The following is a 19,921-nucleotide window of genomic DNA, read 5'->3' on the forward strand; positions in this document are numbered from 1 at the left end:
AGCCGTGATAGAAAGGGCTCATGCCCAAACAGGTGGACCGCGAGGCCCGGCGCCGCGAGGTCGTCGACGCCCTCTTCCGCGTGGCCGTACGCGACGGCCTCCAGCGCGCCTCCCTGCGCGCCGTCGCCGACGAGGCACGGCTCAACATCGGTTCGGTCCGGCACTACTTCGCCGGCCAGGAAGAGCTGATCCGCTTTGCGATGCGGTCGATGGTCGACCGGGTCGGCGACCGACTCCAGCGCCGGATCGACGAGTTCGGTGAACTGGACGGGCTCTCCGGCCCCCGGATCCGCCGGTTCGCGGTGGAGCTGCTGTCCGAGTTGCTGCCCCTGGACGACCGCCGGCGCGCCGAGGTCACCGTCCTCGTCGACTTCTCCACGGCCGCCCGGACCGATCCCGCGCTGGACGGCCTCGCCCACGAGACCGCCGTCGCCACCCGGGCCCTGGTGCGCCGCATCCTCACCCGACTCGACTCGGCGGGCGGGCTGCGGCCGGGGCTCCAGGTCGAGACCGAGACCGAGCGGCTGACGTCCCTTCTGGACGGCCTCGCCTTCACCGCCGTACTACGGCCCGAGGTGCTGGACGACCGGACCTGCGCCAGCGTCCTGCGTGCCCACCTCGATGACCTCGGCCCGGCGGCGGACTGACGCACCAAGGCCCCCGCCGAATCGGCGGGGGCCCGGTCGGGCCTGACGGGCCCGTGAGCACGGTCGGCAGTCAACTCCCCTGCGCACACGCGGGGTTGTGCCGCATGTCGACTGCTGCGCTCAGCCGCCCGTCGCTGCCGGGCGGCCCGCGAGGGTGTCCAGGTCGGCGCGGGTCAGCCCGGTCAGCCGGGCGACCTCGGCCGTATCCACGGCGCCGCAGTCCAGTCCGCGCAGCAGATAGCCGCTGAGCGCCTTGGCGGTGGCGGGCTCGTCCATGACGTCACCGCCGGCCTTGGCGACATACGCCGCGAGCCGGGCCGCGGCCTGCTCCAGGCCGCCGCGGTAGAAGGCGTAGACCGCGGCGTAGCGGGTGGGCAGATGGGCCGGGTGCATGTCCCAGCCCTGATAGTAGGCGCGGGCCAACGAGCGGCTCACGAGGCCGTGGTGGAGCCGCCAGGCCGCGTGGACCCGGTCGGCCGGGCCGACGGGGAGGACATTGGTCGAGCCGTCGGAGAGCCGTACGCCGGTGCCGGCCGCCGCGACCTGCATCACGGCCTTGGCGTGGTCGGCCACGGGGTGGTCGAGGGACTGGTGGGCGGCGCTGACACCGCAGGAGGCGCTGTAGTCGAAGGTGCCGTAGTGCAGGGACGTGGCACGGCCCTCGGCCGCCTCGATCATGCGGGCGACGGTGGCCCGGCCGTCGGCGCCCAGGATCGACTGGGTGGTCTCGATCTGGATCTCGAAGCCGATCCGGCCGCTCTCCAGGCCGTGCGCCCGCTCGAAGGCCTCCAGCAGCCGCACCATGGCGGTGACCTGCTCGGCGTAGGTCACCTTGGGGAGCGTGAGGACCAGCCCGTCGGGCAGCCCGCCGGCCGCCATCAGGCCGGTGAGGAAGATGTCGAGGGTGCGGATACCGCGGTCGCGGACGGCGGCCTCCATGCACTTCATCCGGATGCCCATGTACGGGGCGGCGGTGCGGTTCTCGTACGCGGCGGCGACCAGGGTGGCGGCACGGGCGGCGGCCGCGTCCTCCTCGGCGTCCGGGCGGGGGCCGTAGCCGTCCTCGAAGTCGATCCGCAGATCCTCGACGGGCTCCCGGAGCAGTTTGGCGCGGACCCGGTCATGGACCTCGTCGGCAAGCGCGTCGGGGAGGCCGAGGACCGCGGCGAGCGCCCCGGCGTCGGGGGCGTGCGCGTCGAGGGCGGCGAGCGCCTGGTCGCCCCAGGAGCGCAGGGTGTCGGCGGCGAAGGCATCGCCGGGGACATAGACCGTGTGGACCGGCTGGCGGGTGCCGGGGTCGCCCGGGTAGCGCCGCGCCAGATCCGCGTCCACCTGGGCGAGAGCGGCGCCGATGCCCTCGCGTACGGTGTCCGCGAGGCTCGTCGCCACGGTCTCCTGCTGCCCCATTCGCTGCCCCTCCCGGTGCTCGGCCCGACCATCGAGCGCATTCCGCCTAACGGAATCAACAATCCGTATAGCGAAGTTATCCGGGTCATTCGGCAAGGTCAACACCCCCCGCCCGGAGCGGAGCAGGTCGCACGGCCGCCGACCGGAAACCCCGTGGCGCCCCGGCGCCGCTCCCGCCAGACTCCCCGCATGACTTGGATCGCACCCACCATCGAGCGCAAAGAACTCCCCACCGTGGCCGGTGAACGGGAGATGCTTCAGGGCTGGCTCGACTTCCATCGCGCCACCCTGCTCGCGAAATGCGCCGGACTCACCGCCGACCAGCTCATCCAGGCCGGCAGCGCGCCGTCCAACCTCACCCTGCTGGGCCTGGTGCGCCACATGACGTATGTCGAACGGGTCTGGTTCCGCAAGCGCTTCCTCAGCGAACGGATCGACGATCACTACATCACCGAGGACCATCCCGACGCCGACTTCGACGATCTCGACCCGGCCGCCGCCGAGGAGCATTTCGCGGCCTTCCGCACCGAGATCGAGGCCTGCGACAAGGCCGTGGCGGACAGCGAGCTGGACGAGACCTTCCTCAGCTCCCGGGGCCGCCCGCTGAGCCTGCGCTGGATCTACGTCCACATGATCGAGGAGTACGCACGGCACAACGGCCATGCGGATCTCCTCCGCGAGCAGATCGACGGCGTGACCGGCAGCTAGGGGGTGTCCCCGCGGCCCTTCCGCCGCGGACGCACGAGGCCCCGTACGCGGCGCGCGTACGGGGCCTCGTGCTGTGCCGAAGGGGCCGGCACCTGGACGGGCTCAGCCCTTGCGGGTCTTGACCTCGTCGGTGAGGGCCGGGACGACGTCGAAGAGGTCGCCGACCACGCCGTAGTCGACCAGCTCGAAGATGGGGGCCTCTTCGTCCTTGTTGATGGCGACGATGGTCTTCGAGGTCTGCATACCGGCGCGGTGCTGGATCGCACCGGAGATGCCCGCCGCGATGTACAGCTGCGGCGAGACCGACTTACCGGTCTGGCCGACCTGGTTGGTGTGCGGGTACCAGCCGGCGTCCACGGCGGCACGCGAGGCGCCGACGGCCGCACCGAGCGAGTCGGCGAGCGCCTCGATGACCGGGAAGTTCTCGGCGCCGTTGACGCCACGGCCACCGGAGACCACGATCGCGGCCTCGGTCAGCTCCGGGCGGCCGGTCGACTCACGCGGCGTGCGCGAGACGATCTTGGTGCCCTTGGAGGAGTCGGCGACGGTCACCGCGAGCTGCTCGACCGTGCCGGCGGCCGGCGCGGCCTCCGGGGCGGCGGAGTTGGGCTTGACGGTGATGACCGGGGTGCCCTTGGTGATGCGGGACTTGGTGGTGTACGAGGCCGCGAAGACGGACTGCGTGGCCACCGGGCCCTCGGCGCCGGCCTCCAGGTCGACGGCGTCGGTGATGATGCCGGAGCCGATGCGGACCGCGAGGCGGGCACCGATCTCCTTGCCCTCCGCGGAGGACGGCAGCAGCACGGCGGCCGGGGAGACCGCGTCGTAGGCGGCCTGGAGCGCGTCGACCTTGGGCGCGACGAGGTACTCGGCGAACTCCGGGGCGTCGGCGGCCAGGACCTTGACCGCGCCGTGCTCGGCGAGGACCTTGGCGGCCTCGTCGGCGTGCGGGCCGAGGTGCACCGCTACCGGCTCGCCGATGCGGCGGGCGAGGGTGAGCAGTTCGAGGGTGGGCTTGCGGACGGCACCGTCCACGTGGTCGACGTAGACAAGAACTTCAGCCATGGGATTGCTCTCCTGCGGGAAGAATGAGGGCGGTGGAAAGGGCTGCGGCTCAGATGAACTTCTGGCCCGCGAGGAACTCGGCGAGCTGCTTGCCGCCCTCGCCCTCGTCCTTGACGATCGTGCCCGCCGTACGGGCCGGACGCTCGGCGGCGTCCTCGACCTTGGTCCAGGCGCCCTCGAGGCCGACCTCGTCCGCCTCGATCTCCAGGTCCTCCAGGTCCAGGGACTCCACCGGCTTCTTCTTGGCGGCCATGATGCCCTTGAAGGAGGGGTAACGCGCCTCACCCGACTGGTCGGTGACGGACACGACGGCCGGCAGCGCGGCCTCCAGCTGCTCGCTGGCGGTGTCGCCGTCCCGGCGGCCGGTGACCTTGCCACCGTCGACGGAGACCTCGGAGAGCTGGGTGACCTGAGGGACGTTCAGACGCTCGGCGAGCAGCGCGGGCAGCACACCCATCGTGCCGTCGGTGGAGGCCATACCGCAGACCACGAGGTCGTAGCCGGTCTTCTCGATGGCCTTGGCGAGCACGAGGGAGGTGCCGAGCGCGTCGGTGCCGTGCAGGTCGTCGTCCTCGACGTGGACGGCCTTGTCGGCGCCCATCGACAGCGCCTTGCGCAGCGCGTCGTTGGCGTCCTCGGGACCGACGGTGAGGACCGTGATCTCCGCGTCGTCGGCCGCTTCCTTGATCTGGAGGGCCTGCTCGACGGCGTACTCGTCGAGCTCCGAGAGCAGACCGTCCACATCGTCCCGGTCGACGGTCAGGTCCTCGGCGAAGTGCCGGTCGCCGGTGGCGTCGGGCACGTACTTCACACAGACAACGATCCTCAAGCTCACGCCGACTCTCCTACCTGCTTCGTCTCTTCAGAACTGCCTTGTGCTGGCAGCATAGGCGCCTGTTGGGGCGGCTCCCGGTCGGATCCGGTTCCCCACGCCGACCGTCATATTACTCGCCAGTACATCCAGTCTCGTGCCCCGAATCAAGGCCGTCGAAATGTGACCTTGCCAACGGCCCTGAACGGAGGAAGAGGAAGCCCCGCGGGAACCCGCGCGTGTCGGGTTCCGCGACGGATCGTCAGTCGCGCAGCGCGTTGAAACGGCCCTGGTGATAGAGGAGCGGACGGCCGGGCCCGGCCGGGTCACCGACGACGGGCTGCGCGATCACGAGGCAGTGGTCGCCGGCCGGCACCCTCGCCTCGACCTTGCACACCAGCCAGGCCAGGACGCCCTCCAGAAGGGGCACGCCCTCGGGGCCGGTGCGCCAGGAGGTGGCGGGGCCGAAGCGGTCGGCGCCACTGCGCGCGAAGGTGGCGGCCAGCTCCTGCTGATGCTCGCCGAGTATGTGCACGCCGATGTACTCGGCCGCCGAGACGGCCGGCCAGCTGGAGGAGCCGGTGCCCACACCGAACGAGAGCAGCGGCGGGTCGGCGGCGACCGAGGTGAGGGAGGTGGCGGTGAAGCCCGCGGGGCGCGAGCCGGGCGCGGTGATCACCGCGACACCGGCGGCGTGCTGCCGGAAGACCGAGCGCAGGAGCTCGGGAGAGGCGGTCTGCGGCGTGCCGAGGCCGGTCAGGGCCGTCATGGAGTTGTCCTTCTGCTGTCGAGTACGAGCCCGGGCGGGGCCGCCGACGGCCGGGCGGCGGTCGGCGGCAGTGGTGTCGTCGCTGCTCACATGCCCGGACAGCGGGCGCTGGCAGTCCGCAGAAGGTCGACGTGGGCGCGTCCGTAGAGAAGGGGTCCTGGCCGCATCACGTCAGAGTGACGATTCGTGACCCACAGCGTCAAGGGGAGCCCGCCATCTGGGAGATCAATCACGGACCGCCGCGCCGAGGGCCGCGATCACATCCGCCTTCCGTGGCTGCCCGGAGGCGCGGCGCACGATCGCGCCGTCCGCGTCGAGCACCAGCACCGTCGGGGTGCGCTGGACCTGGAGCTGCCGTACGAGCTCCAGATGGTCCTCCGCGTCGATCTCGACATGGGCCACGCCGTCGACCATGCCGGCGACCTCGGTGAGGGTGCGCCGGGTGGCCCGGCAGGGCTGGCAGAAGGCGCTGGAGAACTGCAGCAGGGTGGCCCGCTCCCCCAGCGCCGCCCCGATCTCGGCGGCGCCCAGCCGTGCCGTGTCGTCCTGCTCCCGCACCGTCAGCCTCCCATTGCGGCGTTGATGTCCCCCGCCGGAGACACTCGCCGCCGCGAGCGCCCCGAGGCACACCATGAGTCCCGTCATCCACGGATGCAGCGTTCACGGGACCACAAAGATTCCCGGGGACGCATCCTGTCCGGGGCGCGAGAGGTACCTTCTGCTGCGGAGAACTGCCCGTTGAACAGCCGCCACGTGACAAGAATCTCCCGGTCCGGGCGGCCGGCGCGCTGGCCGCCGCGGCCGACATCGGGCACGATCTCCCGAAAGCCGCAGTTACGACTGCGTAGGTTTCCGCCGGGAGAACCCTCCCCAGGCGTGGAAAAGGGGTCCTCCGGACAATGGCAGAGCTCGTCTATCCGCCGGTGATCGGCGCCGCCCGCACGCTCTTCAAGGCGCTCGATCTGAAATTCGACATCGCCGGGACGGATAACATTCCGCGCCGCGGCGGGGCGGTTCTGGTGAGCAATCACATCGGGTACCTGGACTTCGTCTTCGCCGGGCTGACCGCGCGGCCGGCCAAGCGGCTGGTGCGCTTCATGGCGAAGGAGTCGGTCTTCCGGCACAAGGTGTCGGGACCGCTGATGCGCGCGATGAAGCACATCCCCGTGGACCGCGGCCAGGGGATGCACGCCTACAAGCACGCGCTGACCGCACTGCGTTCGGGCGAGATCATCGGGGTCTTCCCCGAGGCGACGATCTCCGAGAGCTTCACCCTGAAGAACTTCAAGTCGGGTGCGGCGCGGCTGGCCCAGGAGGCCGGGGTGCCGCTGCTGCCGGTGGCGCTGTGGGGCACCCAGCGGCTGTGGACCAAGGGCCACAAGCGCGATCTGGGCCGGAACCACTTCCCGATAACGATCCGGGTGGGCGAGCCGATGGCGGCCGACCCGGCCGAGCAGGCCGAGAAGATCACCGACCGGCTGCGGACCCGGGTGCAGGATCTGCTGGAGGCGGCCCAGCGCGCCTACCCCGTACGCCCGAAGGACGCCGAGGACACCTGGTGGATCCCGGCCCACCTGGGCGGCACGGCCCCCGCGGCGCCCGGCAGCCTCGCCTGACGGTCCCCGGAAGCCTCGCGTAACGGCCCGACCGGCCGGCCACGCCGCCACCGGACCGGCCGCGGTCCCTTCCGCCGGCCGGTCCGCACGGCCCGGGTCACAAGGACCAGATCTCGCCGATCTCGATCCGGGCATCCGGGCAGGCCCGGTGCAGCGCCTCGGCCAGCTCGGCGCCCGCGGCCGCCAGCTCGTCGAGCGTCATGGGGGCCATCCGCTCCAGCAGGAACAGGGCGCTGACCGAGTCCTCGGTGAGACGGGTACGCACGCCCTGCCGCCAGTTCCAGCGGCGGCAGGTGACGCCCTCGTCATCGCACCAGACCACCTCGCCCGCGTCGGGGTACTCGATCACCTCGGCGCCCCCGGCCGCGGTCACGAACGGCTCGTCGCCGGTGGCCCGCACGAGTCGCATACCGCCCTGGATACGGTCCAGGTCCTCGCCGCCCACGGGGATGAGGTGGGCGACGCTGATGGCGTTGTAGAGGTCGACGAGGCGGTTGATGCGCGGCAGACCGCCGTCCGCGAGCGCCCGCCTGGCCAGTGCCTCGGCGGAGTTGCGGGTACGGGACGGCTTGCTGCCGAAGGCGGTGTACGTGGCGCGCCAGGCGGCGATGTGCGGATCGTCCTGCGGGGCACGCCCGTCGAGGCGCGCGGCGAGCCGGCGGGTGGCGTCGTCCAGGAGTGCCGCACCGGCCTCGTCGCTGGGCCCGTTGGTCAGACCGTGGGCTTCCACGGCAAGACAGCCGAAGCCGGGTGCCAGGGCGCGCACCTCGTCGGAGACATGCAGGGCGCAGGTGCGGTCGGAGACCTGCGAAGAGCTGGGCATCAGGGCCGTTCCTCAGAGATCGGTGGGGAGCGTCTGCCAGAGGTGAGGCCGGTCGACGGCCTCTCGCAGGCATTGGAGCACGGCCGGGTGAGGTTCAGCAAATAGCACCGGGTAGTCCACTTCATTGGACTCCGGTCGCACGGTGAAGGCGAGCTGCTCGCGGTCGGGGCGGAACTGCGCGTCGACAAGTAGCAGAGCGCGGTGGGGATGCCCGCCGCCCGCAGGGGAACGTAGCGATGCGCCCGGCCGAGAGTCAATGACTTTTCGACCGGGCGCATAGCTATGCAGTGCGTTCTAGCGACCCATCTCCTCGCGGAGTGCGGCGAGGAAGCCGTCGACGTCCTCCACCGCGGTGTCGAAGGCGCACATCCAGCGCACGACACCGTCCGCCTCGTCCCAGAAGTAGAAGCGGTAGCGCTTCTGGAGCCGCTCGCTGACATCGTGCGGCAGCCGGGCGAACACCCCGTTGGACTGCACGGGGTAGAGGATCTCCACCCCGCCGATCTCCCGCACCCCGGCCGCCAGCCGCTGCGCCATGGTGTTGGCATGCCGGGCGTTGCGCAGCCACAGGTCCTTGGCCAGCAGCGCCTCCAACTGGACGGAGACGAAGCGCATCTTGGAGGCCAGCTGCATGGACAGCTTCCGCAGATGCTTCATCGCCCGCACCCGGTCGGGGTTGAGCACGACCACGGCCTCACCGAAGACCGCACCGTTCTTCGTGCCGCCGAAGGAGAGGATGTCGACGCCCACGGCGTTGGTGAAGGCCCGCATCGGGACATCGAGCGTCGCCGCGGCGTTGGCTATCCGCGAGCCGTCCAGATGCACCACCATGCCGCGCTCATGGGCGTGTTCGCAGATCGCCCGGATCTCGTCCGGCGTGTAGACCGTGCCGAGCTCGGTGCTCTGGGCGATCGAGACGACCTGCGGCATGGCACGGTGCTCGTCGTCCCAGCCGTACGCCTGGCGGTCGATCAGCTCGGGAGTGAGCTTGCCGTCCTCGGTCGGCACGGTCAGCAGCTTGAGCCCGCCCACGCGCTCGGGCGCACCGCACTCATCCACGTGGATGTGCGCGGACTCGGCGGCGATCACCGCGCCCCAGCGGTCGGTCACGGCCTGGAGGGCGACGACATTGGCGCCGGTGCCGTTGAACACCGGGAACGCCTCGGCACGCTGCCCGAAGTGGCTGCGGAACACCCGCTGGAGGTGCGCGGTGTAGTCGTCCTCGCCGTAGGCGACCTGATGGCCGCCGTTGGCAAGGGCGAGCGCGGCGAGCACCTCGGGATGCGCGCCCGCGTAGTTGTCGCTGGCGAAGCCGCGTATCTCGGGATCGTGGTGCTGCCGGGCGTCGGTCTTCGCTCCGGTCACGGCTCGGGGGTCAGCCACAGACGCTGTCCATTCACTTCCTGGGCGGGCCGGCTCCAGACCCCGGCGATGGCCTCGGCCAACTCCGTGACGTCCGTGAAGCCCGCGAACTTCGCGTTCGGTCGCTCGGCGCGCATCTGGTCGTTGACGAGCGCCTTCACGATCAGGATGGCAGCAGCGGCGCGCGGCCCCTGCTCACCCCCTGCCTTGCGGAAGCCGTCCGCCATGGCCAGCGTCCAGGCCTCGGCCGCGGCCTTGGAGGCGGCATAGGCGGCGTTGCCCCCGGTGGGCTTGCTGGCGCCGGCCGCGCTGGTGAGGAGAAAACGGCCGTTGCCGCTGCGCTCCAGGGCGTCGTAGAAGGCGAGGGAGGTGTGCTGGACGGTGCGGACCAGCAGCTTGTGCAGCATGTCCCAGTCGGCCAGGTCGGTCTCCGCGAACGTCGACGAACCGCGCCAGCCGCCGACCAGATGCACCAGACCGTCGATCCGGCCGAATTCCTTCTCCGTGCGGTCCGCCCATTCGCGGGCCTGGTCCAGGTCGAGGAGATCAACGGTGTCCCCTATCACCGTGGCGCCGCCGTGGGCGTAGCGCGCCGCGTCCACGGCCTCCGCCAGCCGCTCGGGGTGGGAGTCCGAACCGACCACCACCGCACCCGCTTCGGCCAGCCGCAGCAGGGTCGCGCGCCCGGCCGGTCCGGCCGCACCCGCCACTGCGATGACCGCACCCTCCAGCGGCCCCTGGCCACCCGTCGACGTACCCATCTTCGTCGCCTCCTCGTCCTGCTTCTCGACGGCCTGCGGCCGGGTGTTCCGGTCCGTCGTCATGCCGCCGCCAATGCGTCACTGTGGGCCGTGATGCCCTTGGTAGAGGCGATCACAGCACGCAGCTTCTTGGCGAGCGCTTCGTAGAACATGCTCAGCGGGAATTCGTCGGGGAGCACGTCATCCACGAGTTTGCGCGGCGGCTGGTCCAGGTCGAGGGCGTCCGGTCCCTTGGCCCAGACCGAGCCCGGGTGCGGGGCGAGGTAGGTCGAGACGAGGTCGTACGCAGCGAACCAGTGGACCAGCTTGGGCCGGTCGATGCCGTCGCGGTAGAGCTTTTCGATCTCGCCGCACAGCTGGTTGGTGACCTTGGGCGCCCGCTCCCAGTCGATGTGCAGTGTGTTGTCCGTCCAGCGTACGACGTCGTGCTTGTGCAGGTAGGCGAAGAGCAGCTGGCCGCCCAGGCCGTCGTAGTTGCGGACCCGGTCGCCGCTGACGGGGAACCGGAACATCCGGTCGAAGATCACCGTGAACTGCACATCGCGCGCCTGGGGGTACCCCTCGGCCTCCAGCTTCACGGCCTCCTTGAAGGCGGTGAGGTCGCAGCGCAGCTCCTCCAGGCCGTACATCCAGAACGGCTGGCGCTGCTTGATCATGAACGGGTCGAACGGCAGGTCACCGTGGCTGTGGGTGCGGTCGTGCACCATGTCCCACAGCACGAACGACTCCTGGCAGCGCTTCTGGTCGTCCAGCATCGCGCGGATGTCGTCGGGGAGTTCGACACCGAGGATCTCGATGGCGGCCTGGCTGACCCGGCGGAAGCGGGCGGCCTCGCGGTCGCAGAAGATCCCGCCCCAGCTGAACCGCTCCGGGGCCTCGCGCACCGCGATGGTCTCCGGGAAGAGCACGGCGGAGTGGGTGTCGTAGCCGGCCGTGAAGTCCTCGAAGGTGATGCCGCAGAAGAGGGGGTTGTCGTAGCGGGTGCGCTCCAGCTCGGCGAGCCAGTCCGGCCAGACCATGCGCAGGACGACGGCCTCGAAGTTGCGGTCCAGGTTGCCGTTCTGGGTGTACATGGGGAACAGCACGAGGTGCTGAAGGCCGTCGGCGCGCTGCTGGGCGGGCTGGAAGGCGAGCAGCGAGTCCAGGAAGTCCGGCACCTCGAAGCCGCTGTCGACCCAGCGGCGCAGGTCGGCGGCGAGCGCCTGGTGGTAGGCGGCGTCGTGCGGCACCAACGGGGCGAGCTCACCGATGGCCGCTATCACGCGGTCGACCTCGGCGCGCACGGCGTCGGCGCTCGGCGCGCCCTCCGCCGCCAGGTCGATCGAACCGTCCTTGGACTGCCAGGGGCGGATGGTCTCGACCGCGTCCTTGAGCACGGACCACGCCGGGTGCGCGACCACACTCTCCGCGGTCGTGGTGGCCTCCTGGACACCCACAGGCGAAAGAATTTCCGTCATGACTGCCCTCCGGCGGTAGATCGTGTTGTCAGCCCACGGTAACCAGCCGAGGATCGCCGCCTCAAGTGGGGCTGATGAAAATTTTTCTGCCGACACCCCGCGGTCACGCCGATTTTTCCTGTGCGTGACGGCTTGGGCGACACTTCCTGCCCATGAGGGCGAGGGTTTCGGCGCTTCTTCCAGGGGAAGTTGACGGGAAAGGAGGCCTTCTCGCTTCCCGGAGGGGCGCGGTCCGACCGCCGGGTCACCTACTCTCCGTAGCCGTATGGCATATGACACACCCGCTCCCCGGCGCCGCCGCGGCCGGGCCCCGTCAGCGCGTTGAGGACTCGCCCACGGGAGGGTGAGGGGTCTGGAAGCGGGATATGGCGGGTACCCGTACTGGACACACCGGGGCCGGTCCGGCACCCCTTTTTCCGCCGTTCGGTCCCGTTAGGCTGAGCGCCATTTCGTTACGCCGTTGCCGACGGTCGACACCGGGACCGAGCCGACAGCGGCACCGAGCCGACAGAAGCGAGGCAGCCTTGTCCTTTCTCACCATCGGACACCGCGGGATGATGGGCGTCGAGCCGGAGAACACCCTGCGCTCCTTCGTGCGCGCCGAGCAGGAGGGCCTCGATGTCATCGAGCTGGATCTGCATCTGAGCAAGGACGGCGCGCTCGTGGTGATGCACGACGCGGACGTGGACCGGACCACCGACGGCGCCGGACCGATCGCCGAGCGCACCCTCGCCGAACTGCGTGAGCTCGATGCCGGGCGGGGCGAGCGGATCCCCGTCTTCGAGGAGGTCGTGACGGCGGTCAAGGCGCCGCTCCAGGCCGAGATCAAGGATGTGGCGGCCGCGCAGGCGCTGGCCGAGGTGCTGCGCTCCCGCGATCTGGTCGACCGGGTCGAGGTGATCTCCTTCCACGACGAGGCGCTGGCCGCGATCCGGACCCTGCTGCCCGGCGTCCGTACCGCGCTGGTCGGCAGCCGCTACGGCGCCGATGTCGTCGACCGGGCGCTGGCCGTCGGCGCCACGATGCTCTCGCTGAACATCCGCCGGCTCACCCTGGAACTGGTCGAGCGGGCGCACGCCGCGCAGCTGAAGGTCGTGGCCTGGACGGTCAACACCCACGACCAGCTCCGCCTCGCCCGCGGGCTCGGCCTGGACGGCGTGGTGACCGACCTGCCGGAGATCCGGCGGGCGGTCCGCTTCACGGCGTAATACGGCGGGCGCGGCGCCCGGCCGGGCGGGGCGCACCGCGTCCCTCGGGCCCCGCCCCGGCATACGAGAAATCCGCAGTTCACAACCCTGCAATGTGATTCCAGCATGCGGATTTTTCCGTTGGCGATCTCGACAGATCACCTCGCGCACTGCCACGCTCCCGCCATGCGCCTCGCCAACCGCCCTCTCCGCCTTGCCGCTTGCGCCACCGTCGCGCTGCTCACCGCGGCCGTCGGCTGTGCCCCGCAGGACGCGTCCCCCGGTGGCCCGGGGGCCGCCGGGCAGGGCAGACAGAGCTGTACACGCGGCCAACTGGCCACCGTGGCCCACGGGACGCTCACGGTCGGCACCGACAAGCCCGCGTACGCACCGTGGTTCCACGACGACGACCCGGCCAACGGCAAGGGCTTCGAATCCGCGGTCGCGTACGCCGTCGCCCGGCAGCTGGGCTACGGCAAGGGCGCGGTGCACTGGCAGACCGTGCCGTTCAACAACGCCTTCGCGCCCGGTGCGAAGAAGTTCGACTTCGACATCAATCAGATCTCCGTCAGCGCCGCGCGCAAGCGGGCCGTCGCCTTCTCCTCCGGCTACTACGGCGTACGGCAGGCGGTGATCGCGCTCAAGGGCTCCAAGGCGGCGCGTGCCAAGAGCATCGAGGATCTGCGGCGGGTCAAGCTCGGTGCGCAGGTCGGCAGCACCAGCCTGGACGTCCTCCAGGACACCGTCCGGCCCACCCAGCAGCCGGCCGTCTTCCAGAAGAACGACCTGGCCAAGTCCGCGCTGAGGAACGGCCAGGTCGACGCGATCCTCACCGATCTGCCGACCGCCTTCTACATCACCTCGGCGGAGGTCAAGGACGCCGAGGTCGTCGGGCAGTTCGCGGCCACCGGTGCCACCGACGAGCAGTTCGGGCTGGTCCTGGACAAGGAGAGCCGGATCACCGGCTGTGTGACGGCCGCGGTGGACGCGCTGCGGAAGAACGGCACCCTGGCCCGGCTGGAGAAGAAGTGGCTGGCCGACGCCGTTTCCGTGCCGGTGCTCAAGTGACGTACGGAGGCGGCGTGTTGAAGAGCCGTACGGCGCCGGAGGCGGACGGCGACGGGTATGTGCCCTCGGCGCGGCGGATCGAGCGGGAGCGGTTCCGGCGTGCCAGATCCCGGCGTGCGACCGCTGTCGCCGCGCTGAGCACCCTGGTCACCGGCGCGGTCCTCTTCCTGGTCATCACCCGCTCGCCCGGCTGGCCGCGTACCCGCGAGACGTTCTTCAGCCCGGAGTACGCCCGGATGGCGCTGCCGAAGGTGCTGGACGGGCTGCTGCTGAACCTGCGGCTGCTGGTGGTGTGCGGAGCGGCGGTGCTGGTGCTCGGGCTGCTGCTGGCGGTGGCCCGGACGCTGCGCGGCCCGGTGTTCTTCCCGCTGCGTGCGCTGGCCGCCGCGTACACCGACTTCTTCCGCGGACTGCCGCTGATCATCTGTCTGCTGATGGTGGTCTTCGGGGTGCCGGCGCTGCGGCTGCAAGGCGTGACCACGGATCCGGTGCTGCTCGGCGGGACCGCGCTGGTGCTGACGTACTCGGCCTACGTCGCCGAGGTCTTCCGGGCCGGTATCGAATCGGTGCACCCCTCGCAGCGGGCCGCGGCCCGGTCGCTGGGGCTCTCCGGCGGCCAGGCGCTGCGCTTCGTGGTGCTGCCGCAGGCGGTGCGGCGGGTGGTGCCGCCGCTGCTGAACGATCTGGTCTCGCTCCAGAAGGACACCGGGCTGGTGTCCATCGCGGGCGCAGTGGACGCGGTCTACGCGGCGCAGATCATCGCCGGCAAGGACTTCAACTTCACGCCGTACGTCGTGGCCGGGCTCGTCTTCGTCGCGCTGACCATCCCGATGACCCGCTGCACGGACTGGATCACGGCCCGCATGGACCGCAGGCGCGCCCAGGGAGGGCTGGTATGAGCACGACGGACGACACCCCGCGGCCCGCTGCGGAGACCGCCGGCCCGGCCGCGCCCGGCGACCGGCCGGTGCTGCGGCTGGAGTCCGTACGCAAGACCTACGGTCGCGGCACGGTCGTGCTGCGGGACGTGGATCTGGAGGTCCCGCCGCACACCGTGACCGCGCTGATCGGCGCCTCCGGTTCGGGCAAGTCCACCCTGCTGCGCTGCGCAAATCTGCTGGAGGAGATCGACGACGGCGCGATCTTCCTGGACGGCGAGGAGATCACCGACCCGCGGGCCGATGTCGACGCGGTGCGCCGCCGGATCGGCGTGGTCTTCCAGGCGTACAACCTCTTCCCGCACATGACCGTGCTGGACAACATCACGCTGGCGCCCCGCCGGGTGCACGGGGTGCCGCGCGCCGAGGCGGAGGAGCGGGCCCGTGAGCTGCTGGAACGGCTCGGGCTCGGCGGGCGGGCCGGGGAGTACCCGGACCGGCTCAGCGGCGGCCAGCAGCAGCGGGTCGCGATCGTCCGCGCGCTGGCCGGGCGGCCCCGGCTGCTGCTGCTCGACGAGATCACCGCGGCCCTCGACCCGGAGCTGGTCGGCGAGGTGCTGGAGGTCGTCCGCGAGCTCAAGACGGACGGCATGACCATGGTCATCGCCACCCATGAGATGGGCTTCGCGCGGGAGGTCGCCGACCAGGTGTGCTTCCTGGACGGCGGAGTGGTACTGGAGCGCGGCACCTCCGAGCAGGTCTTCGGCGCTCCGCGGCACGACCGCACCCGGCAGTTCCTGCAACGGATCATCCAGGCGGGGCGGCTCTGAACAGCGGCCGGTGGGCGGCTAGCCGAGCGGCTTGACCAGCAGCTCGAATTCCAGGTCGGGGCGCTGGGGGATGCCGAACCGCTCGTCGCCGTACGGGAACGGGGTGCACTCCCCGGTGCGCCGGTAGCCGCGGCGCTCGTACCAGGCGATCAGCTCCGTGCGCTGCCGGATGACCGTCATCCGCATCTCCCGGGCGCCCCAGATGTCCTGCGCGGTCCGCTCCGCCTCCGCAATGATCACCTTGCCGAGGCCGCCGCCCTGGAGCTCCGGGCGCACCGCGAACATCCCGAAGTACGCATGGTCCCCGCGGTGTTCGAGCTGGCAGCAGGCGATCAGCACACCGTCCCGCTCGGCGATCAGCAGCCGGCCGGTCTCGTTGCGCACGACGGCGGTGACGCCCGCCGGGTCGGTGCGCTGCCCCTCCAGCAGGTCCGCCTCCGTCGTCCAGCCGCCGCGGCTGGTGTCCCCGCGGTAGGCCGACTCGATGAGGTCGACGAGCCCGGGGACGTCGGCATCGAGGGCGGTGCGGAAGGTCAGCTCGCTGGTGGGCATGGTGCGGGGAGTCCTCTCAGGCGGACGAGTGGCTTCAGGGAGGCTAACAACTGCCGGGTGTGCGGTGTCAGGGCCGATTGTCCCGGTCTTCCGGCGGCGGGTGCCCGGCCGCGCGGGGCGGGCGGCGTAGGGTCCGGACATGGTGCATGTACTGAGCAGCAGGGTGCTGTTGCGGCCGGCCGACCCCGAGCGGTCGCGGGCGTTCTACGGCACGGCGCTGGGGCTGGAGATCTACCGGGAATTCGGTACCGGCCCCGAGCGCGGCACGGTCTACTTCCTCGGCGGCGGCTTCCTGGAGGTGTCAGGGCGGACCGCCGGGCCGCCCACGGAGACCCTCCAGCTGTGGCTCCAGGTGGCGGACGCGGCGGCGGCGCACCAGGAGCTGCTGGCGCACGGGGTGGAGGTGCAGCGCGCGCCCGCGCAGGAGCCGTGGGGGCTGATCGAGATGTGGATCGCCGACCCGGACGGCCACCGGATCGTGCTGACCGAGGTCCCGGCGGACCATCCGCTGCGCTATCGCCCCTGAGGCCGTCTTTGTGCCCCGGCGGCGCCCCACCATCGCGCTCCCCGTTTGCGCCCGTGCGCTCCCGTGTGCCGGACGCCCGGCGGGCATCCTGCCCCCGATGCGTACGGGTGCGAGGGGAGGTGCTCCGTGCACGGACCGGTGTGGGTCGGCTGGCTGCTGGTGCTGCTGGGGACCGCCGCCGGCGCGTATTGCCTGGTGCGGGCGCGCAGTGGACCGGCCGCGCAGCGGGGCGAGGTGCGCGGTGAGGGGCTGATGGCGCTGGGGATGGCGGCGATGGCCTGGCCGGTGGCGGCGCCGTCGTGGTCGCTATGGCTGTTCACCGCGGTCTTCGGGGCGGCGGGCCTGTGGGCACTGGCGCACCGCCATCTGCATCATGCGGTGGGCGCGCTGGCGATGGCGTACATGGCGCTCGCGATGGTCGTCCCGACGCCCCAACAGGCGGGCCACACAGGGCAGATGGGCCAGATGGCGCAGCTGGGCCAGGCGGGCGGGACGGGCCCGATGGCGCATGCGGTGCCGGGCGGTGTGCCGTTGCTGACGGGGCTGTTGCTCGTCTACTTCACGGGGTATGTCCTCGCGGCCGGGGTGCGGCTGGTGCCGGCGGCGGGTGCGGGGGCCGGGGACGTGGCGGCGGGCGGGCCGGTGCCGGTGGCGGGCGCCGGGGTGCTGCCGGCCTGCCGGGTGGCGATGGGTATCGGCATGCTGGCGATGCTGCTGGCGCTGTGAGCTGCGGTGATGCACTGCCGCCCGGTTCGGCGCCAGGCGGGCGCCCGTGGACCGTGCAGGCCTGGTGCAGGGGTGGCATGCATCACTTCCGTCGCGCGGCCGTACCAACGGGTAGTCGTGCGCTCATAGGGTGGCGGCATGATGGTCCCTCTCGCGCTGATGATGCTCGGCGTGCTGGCCGCGGCAATGGCGCCACGGCTGATGGCCCGTTCCGACTGGCCCGACCGTGAGCCGGTGCTCGCCCTGTGGGTGTGGCAGTGCGTGGTCGCCGGTGTTCTGCTGTGCTGTCTGCTCGCGATGTCGCTGAGCGCGGCCGCCGCCTGGGAAGCCGTCCGCAGCCCGGTGTTCGGGTTCGCCCCGCGGGTCGTCGTCGAGGCGTACGCGCTCCAGACGCACGGGCCCTGGGCCGGGGTGCTGGCCCTGCTGCTGGCGGGCGGCGGCGCCTGGACGGCCGTCGCGCTGACCCGCGAGGTACGGGCGGTACGTGCCCGTCGTCGGCAGCGGCGGGCCGAGCTGCTGCGCCGCGCGCCGTTGTTGCCCGGCGAGAAGCCCTCCGGAGAGCGTCTGGTCGTCCTGGAGGGAGACCGCCCGGAGGCCTGGTGGCTGTCCCACGCCTCGCCCCAACTGGTCATCACCACCTCGGCGTTGCGTCGGCTGAAGGGGCATCAGCTCGATGCGCTGATCGCCCATGAGCAGGGCCATGCGCGGGCCCGGCACGATCTTCTGCTGTACTGCGCCTCGGCGCTGGCCGCCGGTTTTCCGCAGGTCCCGGTCTTCGCGGCGTTCCGCGACCAGGTGCACCGGCTGGTCGAGCTGGCCGCCGACGATGTGGCCTCGCGCCGCTTCGGCCGCCGGACGATCGCCCTGGCCCTGGTCGAACTCAACGAGGACCGCGGGGTGTTCGGCCCCTGCCCCGCCCAGCTCGCCCAGGTACCGGAGCGGGTGGACCGGCTGCTGGCCCCCGCACCCCGCTTCACCCCCGCCCGCCGGCTGCGGATGACGGCGGTGGCGGCGCTGGTTCCGGCCATTCCCCTGCTGGTGACCTTCATTCCCGGGCTGAGGGCTCTGGCGTAGGGCGGACGCGCCCTGGCCTCTGGCCGATGACCGGGGCCGGGGCCGGGGCCGGACGACGGTGGCCGGTGGGTCGGCGTGGCCCCGGACGCCGCGTATCGGCGAGGATCGGGATATGCCACCGACGCCGCGCCCCACCGTCCGGTCGTCCGCCGTGGACGACGACCGCCGTCCCGCACCCGCCTCGCGGGTCCCGGCCCTCCCCTGCGCCGTCCTCTGCGTCCTCGTCTTCGGTCTGCTGCTGACCCTGGTCGCCGTGCGCTGGGAACCCCTGATGGCGGTGGACCGGGCGCTGGCCGGCGCGCTGCACCGGACGGCCGTCGCCGCGCCCGGCTGGACCCGCCTCAACCGGGTGCTCAGCGACTGGCTGTGGGACCCGTGGATGATGCGTGTGGTGCTGGTGGCGGCGGTGGTGTTGCTCGTACGGCGGGGTGAACGGCTGCTCGGCGTCTGGGTGGCGGCCACCGCGCTCGTCGGAACGGGGCTACAGCAGGTGCTGAAGGCGATGGTCGGCCGGGACCGCCCGGTCTGGCCGGACCCGGTGGACTCGGCGCATTACGCGGCGTTCCCGTCGGGGCACGCGATGTCCGCGCTGATCGCGGGCGCGCTGGTGCTGTGGCTGCTGTCCCGGTGCGGGGCACGTTCGCTGTGGCGCTGGACGGCCGGGACGGTGGCCGTGGTCTCGGTGGTCGGCGTCGGCTTCACCCGGGTATATCTGGGCGTGCACTGGCTGTCGGATGTCGTCGGGGGCTGGCTGCTGGGCGGGGCGCTGGTGGCCGCGGCGGCAGCGGCGTACACCGGTTTTGCGCCACGGGTGGGGAACGGCGCCGCACAGGGGGCAGGAAGGCGGTCATGACGAATATCAAGGGTGTGCTCTTCGACTTCTCCGGAACCCTGCTGCGGATCGAGCCCGCCGAGTCCTGGCTGCGGGCGGCGCTGGCCACCTGCGGTACGGCCATGGCCGACGCCGAGATCGCCCGCGCGGCGGCCGCGCTGGAACGGGCCGGTGCGCTGCCCGGCGCCACCTCGCCCGCCGAGATCCCCGCCGCGCTGGCCGACTTGTGGCAGATCAGGGACCGCGACGCCCGCCACCACCGTGCGGTCTACACCGGCCTGGCCCGCCAAGTGCCGCTGCCCGACCCCGCGTTGTACGACGCGCTCTACGACCGCCATATGACGGCGGCGGCCTGGCAGCCGTACCCCGACGCCGCCGAGGTGCTGGCGGAACTGCACCGCCGCGGCACCCGGGCCGGCCTGGTGAGCAATATCGGCTGGGATCTGCGGCCGGTGCTCCGCGGCCATGGCCTGGACCGCTATCTGGACGTCTGCGTGCTGTCCTATGAGCACGGCATCCAGAAGCCGGACCCGCAGCTCTTCGCCCTGGCCTGCCGGGAGTTGGGGCTGGATCCGTCCGGCGTCCTGATGGTGGGCGACGACCGTAAGGCGGACGGCGGGGCCACGGCACTGGGCTGCTCGTTCCTGCCGGTGGACCATCTGCCGGTGGACCGGCGCCCGGACGGGCTGCGGCCGGTTCTGGACCTCGTGGGCTGAGCGACGGGCGCCGGACGGGCCGGGGCGCGGTGGTCAGCCGGTGGACCGGGGCCTCGATACCCCCGTGCGGAAATGAGCGGTCTCTGCACGGTGACGCTACCCCTGC

General features: G+C 71.6%; 22 protein-coding genes and 1 pseudogene. 12 read left to right on the forward strand and 11 right to left on the reverse strand.

The window, feature by feature from the left end; translation table 11 throughout:
• The first annotated feature begins 20 nt into the window (after positions 1-20).
• On the forward strand, positions 21-647 hold the full coding sequence (locus CP981_RS06010; RefSeq protein WP_085927315.1) for a TetR/AcrR family transcriptional regulator: 627 nt from the start codon (positions 21-23) through the stop codon (positions 645-647).
• Between the two features lie 120 nt (positions 648-767).
• Here CP981_RS06010 and CP981_RS06015 read toward each other — a convergent pair whose 3' ends face one another.
• Positions 768-2,054, reverse strand: coding sequence for a DUF6986 family protein (locus CP981_RS06015; RefSeq protein ID WP_085927316.1), 1,287 nt, complete (start codon positions 2,052-2,054; stop codon positions 768-770).
• A gap of 189 nt (positions 2,055-2,243) precedes the next feature.
• On the opposite strand from CP981_RS06015, the gene CP981_RS06020 reads away from it, so the two are divergent.
• Complete coding sequence (locus CP981_RS06020; protein ID WP_167536061.1) at positions 2,244-2,762, forward strand: DinB family protein; 519 nt, start codon at positions 2,244-2,246, stop codon at positions 2,760-2,762.
• A gap of 102 nt (positions 2,763-2,864) precedes the next feature.
• Here CP981_RS06020 and CP981_RS06025 read toward each other — a convergent pair whose 3' ends face one another.
• From CP981_RS06025 to CP981_RS06040, 4 genes are all read right to left on the reverse strand, one after another.
• Positions 2,865-3,827, reverse strand: a complete 963-nt coding sequence (locus CP981_RS06025) for an electron transfer flavoprotein subunit alpha/FixB family protein (protein WP_085927317.1) — start codon at positions 3,825-3,827, stop codon at positions 2,865-2,867.
• Positions 3,828-3,876: 49 nt separating this feature from the next.
• Positions 3,877-4,662, reverse strand: a complete 786-nt coding sequence (locus CP981_RS06030) for an electron transfer flavoprotein subunit beta/FixA family protein (RefSeq protein ID WP_085927318.1) — start codon at positions 4,660-4,662, stop codon at positions 3,877-3,879.
• 238 nt (positions 4,663-4,900) lie between these two features.
• On the reverse strand, positions 4,901-5,407 hold the full coding sequence (locus CP981_RS06035; RefSeq protein WP_085927319.1) for a flavin reductase family protein: 507 nt from the start codon (positions 5,405-5,407) through the stop codon (positions 4,901-4,903).
• 225 nt (positions 5,408-5,632) lie between these two features.
• Complete coding sequence (locus CP981_RS06040) at positions 5,633-6,052, reverse strand: TlpA family protein disulfide reductase (protein WP_085927320.1); 420 nt, start codon at positions 6,050-6,052, stop codon at positions 5,633-5,635.
• A 254-nt stretch (positions 6,053-6,306) separates the two neighbouring features.
• On the opposite strand from CP981_RS06040, the gene CP981_RS06045 reads away from it, so the two are divergent.
• A complete protein-coding gene (locus CP981_RS06045) occupies positions 6,307-7,023 on the forward strand; it encodes a lysophospholipid acyltransferase family protein (RefSeq protein WP_085927321.1) in 717 nt (238 codons plus the stop codon).
• A gap of 97 nt (positions 7,024-7,120) precedes the next feature.
• Here the strand turns inward: CP981_RS06045 and CP981_RS06050 are convergent, their stop codons facing one another.
• The 5 genes and pseudogenes from CP981_RS06050 to CP981_RS06070 all read right to left on the reverse strand — a co-directional run bounded on the left by CP981_RS06050 (position 7,121) and on the right by CP981_RS06070 (position 11,426).
• Complete coding sequence (locus CP981_RS06050) at positions 7,121-7,846, reverse strand: B3/B4 domain-containing protein (protein ID WP_085927322.1); 726 nt, start codon at positions 7,844-7,846, stop codon at positions 7,121-7,123.
• 12 nt (positions 7,847-7,858) lie between these two features.
• Positions 7,859-8,032, reverse strand: a pseudogene (locus CP981_RS38475) (transglutaminase); the annotation flags it as partial.
• Between the two features lie 108 nt (positions 8,033-8,140).
• Positions 8,141-9,229: a threonine aldolase family protein gene (locus CP981_RS06060; RefSeq protein ID WP_085927323.1), complete on the reverse strand. Its 1,089-nt coding sequence runs from the start codon at positions 9,227-9,229 to the stop codon at positions 8,141-8,143.
• A complete protein-coding gene (locus tag CP981_RS06065; protein WP_085927353.1) occupies positions 9,208-9,969 on the reverse strand; it encodes an SDR family oxidoreductase in 762 nt (253 codons plus the stop codon). Before CP981_RS06065 ends, CP981_RS06060 begins: the two co-directional genes overlap by 22 nt.
• 59 nt (positions 9,970-10,028) lie before the next feature.
• Positions 10,029-11,426 carry a DUF6421 family protein gene (locus tag CP981_RS06070; RefSeq protein ID WP_085927324.1) on the reverse strand — a complete coding sequence of 466 codons (1,398 nt, stop codon included), beginning with the start codon at positions 11,424-11,426 and terminating at the stop codon, positions 10,029-10,031.
• A 524-nt stretch (positions 11,427-11,950) separates the two neighbouring features.
• On the opposite strand from CP981_RS06070, the gene CP981_RS06075 reads away from it, so the two are divergent.
• The 4 genes from CP981_RS06075 to CP981_RS06090 all read left to right on the forward strand — a co-directional run bounded on the left by CP981_RS06075 (position 11,951) and on the right by CP981_RS06090 (position 15,389).
• The gene (locus tag CP981_RS06075; protein WP_085927325.1) at positions 11,951-12,634 is read left to right on the forward strand and encodes a glycerophosphodiester phosphodiesterase; all 684 of its coding nucleotides are present in this window, start codon (positions 11,951-11,953) and stop codon (positions 12,632-12,634) included.
• Positions 12,635-12,799: 165 nt separating this feature from the next.
• On the forward strand, positions 12,800-13,681 hold the full coding sequence (locus CP981_RS06080; protein WP_085927326.1) for an ABC transporter substrate-binding protein: 882 nt from the start codon (positions 12,800-12,802) through the stop codon (positions 13,679-13,681).
• 14 nt (positions 13,682-13,695) lie between these two features.
• Complete coding sequence (locus CP981_RS06085; RefSeq protein WP_085927327.1) at positions 13,696-14,580, forward strand: amino acid ABC transporter permease; 885 nt, start codon at positions 13,696-13,698, stop codon at positions 14,578-14,580.
• The gene (locus CP981_RS06090) at positions 14,577-15,389 is read left to right on the forward strand and encodes an amino acid ABC transporter ATP-binding protein (protein ID WP_244329573.1); all 813 of its coding nucleotides are present in this window, start codon (positions 14,577-14,579) and stop codon (positions 15,387-15,389) included. Before CP981_RS06085 ends, CP981_RS06090 begins: the two co-directional genes overlap by 4 nt.
• 18 nt (positions 15,390-15,407) lie before the next feature.
• Here CP981_RS06090 and CP981_RS06095 read toward each other — a convergent pair whose 3' ends face one another.
• Positions 15,408-15,941 (reverse strand): GNAT family N-acetyltransferase, encoded by a 534-nt coding sequence (locus CP981_RS06095; RefSeq protein ID WP_085927328.1) that lies wholly within the window; start codon positions 15,939-15,941, stop codon positions 15,408-15,410.
• A 139-nt stretch (positions 15,942-16,080) separates the two neighbouring features.
• Between CP981_RS06095 and CP981_RS06100 the strand changes: the two genes are divergently transcribed.
• The 5 genes from CP981_RS06100 to CP981_RS06120 all read left to right on the forward strand — a co-directional run bounded on the left by CP981_RS06100 (position 16,081) and on the right by CP981_RS06120 (position 19,815).
• A complete protein-coding gene (locus CP981_RS06100) occupies positions 16,081-16,467 on the forward strand; it encodes a VOC family protein (protein WP_085927329.1) in 387 nt (128 codons plus the stop codon).
• 126 nt (positions 16,468-16,593) lie between these two features.
• Complete coding sequence (locus CP981_RS06105) at positions 16,594-17,193, forward strand: DUF5134 domain-containing protein (RefSeq protein WP_085927330.1); 600 nt, start codon at positions 16,594-16,596, stop codon at positions 17,191-17,193.
• A 138-nt stretch (positions 17,194-17,331) separates the two neighbouring features.
• Positions 17,332-18,267 (forward strand): M56 family metallopeptidase, encoded by a 936-nt coding sequence (locus CP981_RS06110; RefSeq protein ID WP_085927331.1) that lies wholly within the window; start codon positions 17,332-17,334, stop codon positions 18,265-18,267.
• A 112-nt stretch (positions 18,268-18,379) separates the two neighbouring features.
• Entirely contained in the window at positions 18,380-19,120 is a 741-nt protein-coding gene (locus CP981_RS06115; RefSeq protein ID WP_085927332.1) for a phosphatase PAP2 family protein, read from the forward strand.
• Positions 19,117-19,815 (forward strand): HAD family hydrolase, encoded by a 699-nt coding sequence (locus tag CP981_RS06120; RefSeq protein WP_085927333.1) that lies wholly within the window; start codon positions 19,117-19,119, stop codon positions 19,813-19,815. Before CP981_RS06115 ends, CP981_RS06120 begins: the two co-directional genes overlap by 4 nt.
• Positions 19,816-19,921 lie beyond the last annotated feature (106 nt).

Source organism: Streptomyces platensis, from assembly GCF_008704855.1.
Taxonomy (GTDB): domain Bacteria; phylum Actinomycetota; class Actinomycetes; order Streptomycetales; family Streptomycetaceae; genus Streptomyces; species Streptomyces platensis.